9 protein-coding genes and 1 pseudogene are annotated in these 10,271 nt (G+C 68.7%); 3 read left to right on the plus strand and 7 right to left on the minus strand.

Annotation, left to right across the window (positions count from 1 at the left end):
* Nucleotides 1-49: 49 nt before the first annotated feature.
* From moaD to ACFQ4O_RS11395, 4 genes are all read right to left on the minus strand, one after another.
* Nucleotides 50-301 carry a molybdopterin converting factor subunit 1 gene (gene moaD / locus ACFQ4O_RS11380; protein WP_378775809.1) on the minus strand — a complete coding sequence of 84 codons (252 nt, stop codon included), beginning with the start codon at nt 299-301 and terminating at the stop codon, nt 50-52.
* Nucleotides 298-939, minus strand: coding sequence for a CDP-diacylglycerol--glycerol-3-phosphate 3-phosphatidyltransferase (gene pgsA / locus ACFQ4O_RS11385; RefSeq protein ID WP_378775810.1), 642 nt, complete (start codon nt 937-939; stop codon nt 298-300). Before pgsA ends, moaD begins: the two co-directional genes overlap by 4 nt.
* A 111-nt stretch (nt 940-1,050) precedes the next feature.
* Nucleotides 1,051-3,021, minus strand: a complete 1,971-nt coding sequence (uvrC, locus tag ACFQ4O_RS11390) for an excinuclease ABC subunit UvrC (protein ID WP_378775811.1) — start codon at nt 3,019-3,021, stop codon at nt 1,051-1,053.
* Nucleotides 3,022-3,069: 48 nt separating this feature from the next.
* The gene (locus tag ACFQ4O_RS11395) at nt 3,070-3,831 is read right to left on the minus strand and encodes an SDR family oxidoreductase (protein WP_378775817.1); all 762 of its coding nucleotides are present in this window, start codon (nt 3,829-3,831) and stop codon (nt 3,070-3,072) included.
* Nucleotides 3,832-4,125: 294 nt separating this feature from the next.
* Here ACFQ4O_RS11395 and ACFQ4O_RS11400 point away from each other — a divergent pair, with 294 nt between their 5' ends.
* The 3 genes from ACFQ4O_RS11400 (at nt 4,126) to ACFQ4O_RS11410 (ending at nt 6,710) form a co-directional block, all read left to right on the plus strand.
* The gene (locus tag ACFQ4O_RS11400; RefSeq protein ID WP_378775812.1) at nt 4,126-4,836 is read left to right on the plus strand and encodes an outer membrane protein; all 711 of its coding nucleotides are present in this window, start codon (nt 4,126-4,128) and stop codon (nt 4,834-4,836) included.
* Between the two features lie 241 nt (nt 4,837-5,077).
* Entirely contained in the window at nt 5,078-5,719 is a 642-nt protein-coding gene (locus ACFQ4O_RS11405; RefSeq protein ID WP_378775813.1) for an outer membrane protein, read from the plus strand.
* Nucleotides 5,720-6,038: 319 nt separating this feature from the next.
* Nucleotides 6,039-6,710, plus strand: coding sequence for an outer membrane protein (locus ACFQ4O_RS11410; protein WP_378775814.1), 672 nt, complete (start codon nt 6,039-6,041; stop codon nt 6,708-6,710).
* 120 nt (nt 6,711-6,830) lie between these two features.
* Here the strand turns inward: ACFQ4O_RS11410 and ACFQ4O_RS11415 are convergent, their stop codons facing one another.
* The 3 genes and pseudogenes from ACFQ4O_RS11415 to ACFQ4O_RS11425 all read right to left on the minus strand — a co-directional run.
* Nucleotides 6,831-7,442: a YceI family protein gene (locus tag ACFQ4O_RS11415; protein ID WP_378775815.1), complete on the minus strand. Its 612-nt coding sequence runs from the start codon at nt 7,440-7,442 to the stop codon at nt 6,831-6,833.
* A 187-nt stretch (nt 7,443-7,629) separates the two neighbouring features.
* A complete protein-coding gene (rpoD, locus tag ACFQ4O_RS11420) occupies nt 7,630-9,597 on the minus strand; it encodes an RNA polymerase sigma factor RpoD (RefSeq protein WP_378775816.1) in 1,968 nt (655 codons plus the stop codon).
* 184 nt (nt 9,598-9,781) lie between these two features.
* Nucleotides 9,782-10,271: pseudogene (locus ACFQ4O_RS11425) on the minus strand (DNA primase); the annotation flags it as partial.

Raw genomic sequence — 10,271 nt, forward strand, 5'->3', positions numbered from 1 at the left:
CTCGAGCCCGGCGTCGAACGGCTCGCGCTGCAGCCGGACGGCCACCGCCTCAGCCGCCCGTCATGGGCGGGAAGAACGCCACCTCGCGGGCGCCCGCGATCGGGGCGTCGGGCTTGGCGTGGCGCTTGTCCACCGCGGCGCGGATCGCGGCGCCGGGGGCGAAGGCGTAGGCGTATTCCGGCCCCCGCGCGCGCAGCCACTCCACCAGATCGGCGACCGTCGCCACGCCGTCGGGAGGCGTCGCCTCCTCCTCGGGACGGCCGACGCGCTCGCGCACCCAGGCGAAATACAGCAGTTTCACGGCTCCGGATCCTCCAGCACGTGGCGCAGGCCCGCCCTGAAGTAGTCATAGCCGGTGTAAAGCGTAAGGAGGGCGGAGAACCACAGCAGGCCGAGCCCGACCGTGGTGACGCCCGGCACGAGCTCGTCGCCCGCCGGCCCCGCCAGCAGGAAGCCCACCGCCACAAGCTGCGCGGTGGTCTTGTACTTGGCGAGCTTGGTCACCGGCACGCTGACCCGCAGCTCCGCCAGAAACTCCCGAAGACCAGACACCAGCACCTCGCGGCACAGGATCACCACCGCGGCCCAGAGCGACAGGCCGGCGATGACGCCGTTGGAGGCGAGCATCAGCAGGCAGGCCGACACCAGCAGCTTGTCGGCGATGGGATCGAGCATGCGCCCGAGCGGCGACTGCTGCTGCCAGGCGCGGGCGAGATAGCCGTCGAAGAAGTCGGTGATGGCCGCCACCACGAACAGCCCGACCGCCGTCCAGAGCCAGACGTGGCCGCCCACATAGAGGCAGGCCACCACCACCGGAACGGCCAGAATCCGGCCATAGGTCAGCAGGTTGGGCAGGCTCAGCGCATGCTCGCGGGACGCGTTCCTCCGCCGCGCCGCCGCGGCGGCCGAGATCGGCTCAATGTGGGTTTCGGAGGTCATGGTCACGTCGCCGGCTGCGCGAAGGGTCTGCCCGGCGCGACACGACCACGCGAAGGCGGCGCGCGTCAACCGACCCCGGCGCCGCCGGGACGATTTCGCCCCCTCCCCGCCTCAGCCCTTGTCGTGGAAGTGGTCGTAGACCGCCTTCGCCACCGTCTTGCTGACGCCGGGCGCCTTCTCCAGATCGGCGAGGCCCGCGCGGGCCACCGCCTTGGCGGTTCCGAAATGGCGCAGCAGCGCGCGCTTGCGCGTGGGGCCGACGCCCGCGATCTCGTCCAGCGGATTCGCCACGAACTCCTTGGAGCGCCGCGCCCGGTGGGTGCCGATGGCGAAGCGGTGCGCCTCGTCGCGCAGGCGCTGGATGTAATAAAGCACCGGGTCGCGCGGCGGCATGCGGAACGGCGTGCGCCCCTCCAGGAAGAAGGTCTCGCGGCCGGCCTCCCGATCCATGCCCTTGGCCACGCCCACCAGCGCCACGTCGGAGAGGCCAAGCTCCGCCAGCGTCTCCCGCGCGGCGGTCAGCTGCCCCTGCCCGCCGTCCAGCAGCACCAGATCCGGCCAGGGCGGCGCGTCCTCGGCCGTCTTGCCCTCCGCGTCCCGGGGCGATTCCTTCTGCAGCCGGGAGAAGCGGCGGCGCAGCACCTGCCGCATCATGCCGGTGTCGTCGCCGGGGGTGAGGTCTTCGGGGCGGATGTTGAACTTGCGGTAGTGCGTCTTCTGGAAGCCCTCGGGCCCGGCCACGATCATGCCGCCGACCGCGGCCGCGCCCATGATGTGGCTGTTGTCGTAGACCTCGATCCGCTGCGGCGCGCCGGGAAGCCCGAACGCCTCCGCCACGCCCGCGAGCAGCTTCCCTTGCGTGGCGGTCTCCGCCAGCCGACGTCCCAGCGCCTCGCGGGCGTTGGACAGCGCCCGGTCCACCAGCTCCTTCTTCTCGCCGCGGGCAGGAACCGCCACCTCCACCTTGCGGCCGGAGCGCACCGACAGCGCCTCCGACAGCAGCGCCCCGTCCTCGATCTCCTCGCTCAGCAGCACGAGTCTCGGCGGCTCCTCCGCGTCGTAGAACTGGGCGACGAACGAGCCCAGCACCTCCTTGGGCTCCAGGCTGCGGTCCGCCTTGGGGAAAAAGGCCCGCGCGCCCCAGTTCTGATAGGCGCGGTAGAAGAAGGCCTCGACGCAGGTCTGCCCGCCCTCGGCGTGGATGGCGAACACGTCCGCCTCCTCCACCGTGCGCGGATTGACGCCCTGGTTGGACTGGATGGCGGCGAGCGCGGCGAGGCGGTCGCGATAGACCGCCGCCCGCTCGAAATCGAGCGTCTCCGCCGCCTGGTCCATGGCCTGCGCGATCTCGGTCTTCACCGCGTCCGAGCGCCCCTGCAGGAAGCGGCGCGCCTCCGTGACGAGCCCGCCATAGTCCTCGAGCGAGATCTCGCCGGTGCAGGGGCCGGAGCAGCGCTTGATCTGGAACTGCAGGCAGGGCCGCGTGCGGCGCTCGTAATAGCTGTCGGCGCAGGAGCGCAGCAGGAAGGCTCGCTCCAGCGCGTCGATGGTGCGCCCCACCGCGCCCGCGGAGGCGAACGGCCCGAAATAGTCGCCCTTGCGGGTGCGGGCGCCGCGGTGCTTGGCGATCTGCGGCGCGGGATGGTCGGTGGCGATCAGGATGTAAGGGAACGACTTGTCGTCCCGCATCAGCACGTTGTAGCGCGGCCGCAGGCGCTTGATGAGGTTCGCCTCGAGCAGCAGCGCCTCGGTCTCGGTCTCGGTCGAGACGAACTCCATCGCCGACGTCTCGGCGATCATGCGGGCGATGCGGTTGTTGTGCCCGACGCCGCGGGCGTAGCTCGCCACCCGCTTCTTCAGGGAGCGGGCCTTGCCCACGTAGAGCACGTCGCCGCGGGCGTCGAACATGCGGTAGACGCCGGGGCCGTTCGGCAGATGCTTCAGGTGGCCGCGGATGACCTCCACGCCCCGGCGCACGCTCTCGGGCGCGGCGGCGTCCTCGGCGTCGCGGGTTTCGAGCGTCTCGACGAAATCGTCTTCGGTTTCGTCCGGCTCGTCGGCGGGGCGATCATGCTCGGTCACGGGCGTTCCATGTAAGCGCAGGCGGGCGATTCCGCGAGGGCGCGGGCCTCAGCCGTCCGATTCGTCCGCCAGCGTCCATGCGAGATGCTGGCCTCCGTCCACCGGCAGCATGACGCCGGTGACGCTCTCCGCTCGCACGAGATAGGCCACCGCCGCGGCGATCTCCTCCGGCGAGGGCCCGCGCCCGAGCGGGGTCGCGGCGCTCTGGCGGGCGAAGGCCTCCAGGCTTTGGCGCGCGTTGGCGCAGGTCGGCCCCGGCCCGACCCCCACCACCCGCACCCGGGGCGCGAGCGACAAGGCGAGCGCGTGCGTCGCCGCCAGCAGCGCGGACTTCGCCAGCGTGTAGGACAGGAAGCCCGGCGACGGCTTCAGCACCCGCTGGTCGATGACGTTGACCACCACCCCGCGCGCGCCGGTCGGGAGCGCCGCGGCGAAGGCCTCCGTCAGGAACACCGGCGCGCGCAGGTTGATGGCCATCTGCCGGTCCCAGGCGGCCGGGTCCAGCGCGCCCGGCCCGTCCGGCTCGAAGGACGAGGCGTTGTTCACCAGCACGCCGAGCGGCCCCACCGCCTCGGTGGCGCGGGCCACCAGCGCCGCTGTGTCGGCTGAGTCGGCGAGATCGGCGGACACGACCGCCGCCCGGCCGCCCCGGCTGACGATCTCCGCCACAAGCTCCCGAGCGGCCTCGGCGGAGGCCCTATGGTGCACTGCGACAGGATGTCCCAGACCCGCCAGCTCGCGCGCGATCGCGGCGCCGATGCGACGGGCGCTTCCGGTCACCAAAGCGGCCAATTTCTCCGGGTTGCACACGTTCAAGCTGCGCCCTCGCGCTCAAGCGGATCAGGGCTGCGATCTAGCGCGTCGGGGGCGGTTCAGCCAGAAATCTTCGCCGCCTATAAAAGCGGCGCCCTTGCGCTGTCGTGATCGGACGACATATTGCTGTCAGACGGTCGCCACATTCGCGCACGCAAAGCGCCTCAATGGATTTGCATCACTGATGCGTGGCGCGACAGCCGGGAACCAAATCGGACCCTGCGCGTTTAAAGGCCATCGACCAAGGGGGCCTGACTCCATTTTGAGCAGGCAGTCGAGGAGTTCGGAATGATGCGAGGCACGCTTTTCGGGGGGGCTGTCGCGCTGGCTCTTTCGGCCGGCGCCGCTTACGCCGCCGACATCCCCGCTTACGAGCCCGCGCCGGCTGTCGCCGCGCCCGTGCCCTCGTTCTCCTGGACCGGGCCTTATGTGGGCCTGCAGGCCGGCTACGGCTGGCTGGACGCCGACACCCGCGCCAACGGCCGCAACGTCGGGACCTCGCCCGACGGCTTCGCGATCGGCGGCTACGCCGGCTACAACTTCCAGTTCGACAACTCTCCGCTGGTGATCGGCGTCGAAGGCGACATCGCCTATGTGGACGGCGCGGACAGCCGCACGAGCCGCGCCTTCACCGGCCTGTCCAACACCCGCGTCACCAACGATATCGGCTACGCCGGCGCCGTGCGCGCCCGAGTCGGCTACGCGTTCGATCGCTTCCTCGTCTACGGCGCGGGCGGCCTCGCCTTCGCCGACCATGACGTGAAGGCGCGCCCGACCGCGGCCGGCGGCCTGTCCGGCTCGGACGACACCGTCGCGGTTGGCTGGACCGTGGGCGGCGGCGTCGAGGCGGCGATCACGGACAACGTCACCGCCCGCGTGGAATACCGCTACTCGGACTTCGGCGCGGACACGTTCAGCGTCTCCGGCGCCCGGCTGAAATCCGACCTCACTGAAAATCGCGTGATGCTCGGCGTCGGATACAAGTTCTCGTCGGGCTGGTGAGATTTTCTTCATCATTGGAAAGACGAACTGTCGGCCCAATGCATCGTTGTCGCCCAAAGCGCATGCGCTTTGTGGTGATTAAGTCGAAATGTGGCCTGACGCAGGTTTCGCCATATTTCAAACAAAGATTCCAGACGGGGCGTGTTGCTTTTTAGCGACAGACTTTTTCGGGGATCTGATTTAGTAATGCTGCATGCGCTCTGGGAAATCAGAGTGAACCGATCGACTTCGAGGTAGAAACATGATCCGTCGTATCGTTCTGGGCGCCGTCTCCGCGGCCGCCATCACCGCCATGGTCCCCGCTGCGATGGCTGCGGATCTCCCGGCTTACGAGGCTCCGGCCGCTGTCGTCGCCGTGCCGTCCTTCACCTGGACCGGCCCCTATGTCGGCGTGCAGGCTGGCTACTCCTGGGGCAGCGCGGCTCGCGCCAACAAGGACGGCTTCCTCGTCGGCGGCTACGCCGGCTACAACGTCCAGCTGGACAACTCGCCGGTCGTGCTCGGCATCGAGACCGACTTCAACTACGCGGACATCGACGGCCGCAACGGCCGCGCCCGCGTGGACAGCGACTGGAACGGCGCGACCCGCGCTCGCGTCGGCTACGCGTTCGACCGCTTCCTCGCTTACGCCGCCGGCGGCGTGGCCTATGCTGACCGCAACCTGCGCCTCCGCGGCGTCGGCAGCGACAGCAAGACCGCTGTGGGTTGGACCGTGGGCGGCGGCGTCGAGTACGCCGCGACCGACGACGTCGCCGTGCGCGCCGAGTATCGCTACAACGACTACGGCAAGGACCGCTTCAGCATCGGCAACGGCGTCCGCTCCGAGTACACGGACCACAGCGTCCGCGTCGGCGTGGCTTACAAGTTCACCTCGCCGTTCTGATTTGATCTGACCTTTGGGAGCGGCGGGTTTGCCCGCCCTCCCCTGATCCGAAAAGCCCCGCGATCCTCAGGATCGCGGGGCTTTTTCGTGTTCTGCATCACATGAAGATATGGCGTTAACCATATGATGCGTCATATTTTTCCTTATGCCTTCATCACTCGATAACCTTCACGACTCGATAAGACTTTGGCCCCTAAGGTCACCCCATCGCCCGTTCGGAGCCGATTGTTCGGCGGCCGGACGCGCAGCGTTCGTTAGTCCTGTCGCGTACCGGCCGGCCGCCCTCGCCCGGCCCGGAAGAGTTTTGAGGCCTGATCCCATGATCCGTTCCGCCGTCATCGCCGTGGCCGTCATCGCCGCGCCCGCCGCCTTCGCGGCCGATCTGCCTTACGAGGCCCCGGCGTCCGAATACGCCGCGCCGGCCGCCCCCTCCACCTGGACCGGCGCCTATGTGGGCGCGCAGGCCGGCTACGGCTGGGCCAAGTCCAAGAACCGCGGCCTGCCCGGCACCAAGCCGAGCGGCGCGATCGTCGGCGGCTACGCCGGCTACAACCACCAGTTCGACGGCTCGCCGGTGGTGATCGGCGCCGAGACCGACGTGAACTACAACGACGGCTCCGACCGCCACAGCTTCGCCGGCGGCCGCATCCGCAACGAGCAGCAGTGGAGCGGCGCGACCCGCGCTCGCGTCGGCTACGCCTTCGACAACATTCTGCCCTACGCCGCCGCGGGCGTGGCCTACAGCGGCCAGCGCGTGAACGGCGCCGTCAACGGCACCGGCGGCCACGACAGCAAGACCGCCGTGGGCTACACGGTCGGCGCCGGCGTCGAGGGCCAGGTGGCGGAGAACATCACCGCCCGCGTCGAGTACCGCTACTCGGACTACGGTTCGGACCGCTACAAGATCGGCGCGAACCGCGTGAAGAGCGAGACCACCGAGAGTCGCGTGCTCGGCGGCGTCGCCTACAAGTTCAACTCCTTCGGCTTCTGAGGCCGCGCGCCCCGCGCCACGGCGCAGGGATCATGACTGAAAAAGGCCCCGCGGCATGCGCCGCGGGGCCTTTTTCCATGGAACGTGGCCCTCCCCGCCCGCGAGGCGGGGAGGAGCGGATCACTTCTCGAACGCGCCGACGATCTTGAGGTCGACGTCGTCGGCGATCGCCGGCGCATAGGCGCCGAGGCCGAACGCGCTGCGCTTCACCTTGGCGGTGGCGGTGAAGCCGATGGTCTCGGCCTTGGTCATGGGGTTCTGGCCCGCGCCGAAGAAGCTCGCCTCCAGCGTCACCGGCTTGGTCACGCCGCGCACGGTGAGGTCGCCGGTGATCGTCGCGGTCTCGCCGGAGGCCTCCACCTTGGTGGACACGAAGGTCGCCTTCGGGAACTTCGCCGCGTCGAAGAACTCGTCGCCCTTGAGATGGACGCCGAACTTCTCCGAGGTCACCGTCAGGCCGGTCAGCGGAAACTCCACCGTGAGCTTGGCCTCGGACGGCGCCTTGGGATCGAACGTCAGGCTGCCGGTCGGCTGGCCGAAGGCGCCGTAGAGCGGCGTGAAGCCCATGTGGTCCACGCTCCAGACCACCTGCGTGTGGTGCGGGTCCACCTTGTAGGTCCCGGCGGTGACGCGCGCGGCGTCCCTGGCGCCGGGCAGGCCGTCCGCGGCGTGGGAGGCGGCCGGCGCCGCGACCAGCAGGGCGGCGGCGAGGGCGAGGGAAAGACGCTTCATCGGTGAACGATCCTTCGTTGGACTGACGCGACAGACATGGCCAACCCCGCGCCCGAGGGAAAGACGCGCCGGCTCAAAGCCTCGTGTGCGCGAATGCAGGGATCGCCTCGCCTGCCCGACGCCCCGGACGCAAAAAAACCCGGCGCGAGGCCGGGTTTCCGCATATCTGCGCGTGGCGCGGAAGGGATCAGTTGTCGAGGAAGCTGCGCAGCTTGCGCGAGCGGCTCGGGTGCTTGAGCTTGCGCAGAGCCTTGGCCTCGATCTGGCGGATGCGCTCGCGCGTCACCGAGAACTGCTGGCCGACCTCCTCCAGCGTGTGGTCGGTGTTCATGCCGATGCCGAAGCGCATGCGCAGCACGCGCTCCTCGCGGGGCGTGAGCGAGGCCAGCACGCGGGTCGTGGTCTCGCGCAGGTTGGACTGGATCGCGGCGTCGATCGGCAGGATCGCGTTCTTGTCCTCGATGAAGTCGCCGAGGTGGCTGTCCTCCTCATCGCCGATCGGCGTCTCGAGGCTGATCGGCTCCTTGGCGATCTTGAGGACCTTGCGCACCTTCTCCAGCGGCATGGCCAGCTTCTCGGCCAGCTCCTCCGGGGTCGGCTCGCGGCCGATCTCGTGCAGCATCTGGCGCGAGGTGCGGACGATCTTGTTGATCGTCTCGATCATGTGCACCGGAATGCGGATGGTGCGGGCCTGATCGGCGATCGAACGGGTGATCGCCTGCCGGATCCACCACGTGGCGTAGGTCGAGAACTTGTAGCCGCGGCGGTACTCGAACTTGTCGACCGCCTTCATCAGGCCGATGTTGCCCTCCTGGATCAGGTCCAGAAACTGCAGGCCGCGGTTGGTGTACTTCTTGGCGATGGAGATCACGAGGCGCAGGTTCGCCTCCACCATCTCCTTCTTGGCCTGCCGGGCCTCGCGCTCGCCCTTCTGCACCATCTGCACGATGCGGCGGAACTCCTGAATCTCGAGGCCGGTTTCGGTCGCAAGATTGTGGATGTCGCCGCGCAGGTCCTTCACCAGGTCCTTCTCGGCCGCGACGAAGTTCTTCCAGCCCTTGGTGCCCAGATTGGCGACGCGGCGGATCCAGTTGGGATCGAGCTCGTAGCCCTGATACTGGCGCAGGAAGTCGACGCGATCGACGCCGAAGCTCTCGGCGAGGCGCATGAGGCGGCCTTCAAGCGCCACGAGGCGCTTGTTGATGTCGTAGAGCTGCTCCACCAGATTGTCGATGCGGTTCTGGTTCAGCGACAACGACTTCACGTTGACGATGATGTCGTCCTTGAGCTTCTTGTACTTCCGGTCCTGCGCCGGCGAGAGCGTCTTGTTCTGGAGACGGTTCTCGACGTTCTGGTCCTGAAGGCGGCGAAGCTTCTTGTAGTCCTCGGCGACGGCGTCGAACGTCTCCAGCACGCGCGGCTTGAGCTCGGCCTCCATGGCGGAGAGCGAGACGTTGTTCTCCATGTCGTCTTCGTCGAGATCGCCTTCCGGGGCGGCCGGCTCCTCGCCGTCCGCGTCCTCGGCCTCCGGCTCCTCGGCCGCCGCGGCGCCCTTGTCGGGGCCGGCGTAGGTGGCCTCGAGGTCGATGACCTCGCGCAGCAGAATCTTGCCCTCGTTGAGCTCGTCGCGCCAGATGATGATGGCCTGGAACGTCAGCGGGCTTTCGCAGAGGCCCGCGATCATCGCCTCGCGGCCGGCCTCGATGCGCTTGGCGATGGCGATTTCGCCCTCGCGCGACAGCAGCTCCACCGAGCCCATCTCGCGCAGATACATGCGCACGGGATCGTCGGTGCGGTCGGCGGGCTCGGCCTTCTGGACCACGGCCACCGGCGATGGCCGGGGGGCCTCGACCAGATCGCCGCCCTCCACCTCGTCGTCCTCGGCGGCGCCCTCTTCGCGCTCGTCGGCCTCTTCGGAATCGATCACGTTGATGCCCATCTCGTTGAGCATCGCGTGGATGTCTTCGATCTGGTCGGACGTGTTCTGGTCGGAGGGAAGGACCTCGTTCAGCTCGTCGTTGGTCACATAGCCGCGCTTCTTCGCGGCCTTGATCATGCGCCGGATGGCCTGATCGCTGAGATCGAGCAGAGGGCCGGCTTCGGTTTCCGGCGCGCTCGTCTCGGTCTCGTCCTTCGCCTGCAGCTTGGTCGCCATATTCTTCCAGTCTCCGAGCCGGCGCGCCCGCCGGCCACGCGAATCGATTTCGTCCCGCATCGGACGCCGTCAACCCGGCGCCCGCCGCGAATCGCCAGCCGCTACGCTAGGCGACGACGTTTTACGCTCGCATTAACCCTAGCCATTGGGCGTGTTCGCTCGTTGAGCCGCGCCCGAACCGCCGTCACATCGCCTTCACAACCCGGCCCGAGGCGCCGCCGAAATTTTCGATCGCGGCCTCCGAACCTTCAACGGCGGACAGTTGGCGCTGAATTTCGACGATCCTGCGGAAATTGTCGTCCGTAAAATCCCGACCAAAATCCTGCTCCGCCGATCGGAGCTCCTTATGTAGCGCCCGGACCTTGACGTGCAAGGCGCTCGCATGCCTCCAAGCCACGTCCACGTCAACAAGATTCGCATCGCCCCCCACCCACCAGTCGCCGGGCAGCAAGGCCGCCGCCGCCTGCTCCAGCGCGGCCGCGCAGCCGGCGGCGTCGAGGGCTGCGGTCATGGCGACCGCATCCGCCGCGCCATGAGCGTAGGCGTCCAGCGCCGCGCGCCGCAGCCGGTCGAGCTCGCGGGTGGAGAGGTCGAGCTCGGCGAAGGCCTCCGCCAGCCCGTCGAGCAGCGCGGGGTGGTTCACCACCGCCAGCACCAGCGCGGCCTCGCGGGTC

Origin of the sequence: Methylopila musalis (genome assembly GCF_042679725.1) — a bacterium.
Classification (GTDB): domain Bacteria; phylum Pseudomonadota; class Alphaproteobacteria; order Rhizobiales; family Methylopilaceae; genus Methylopila; species Methylopila musalis.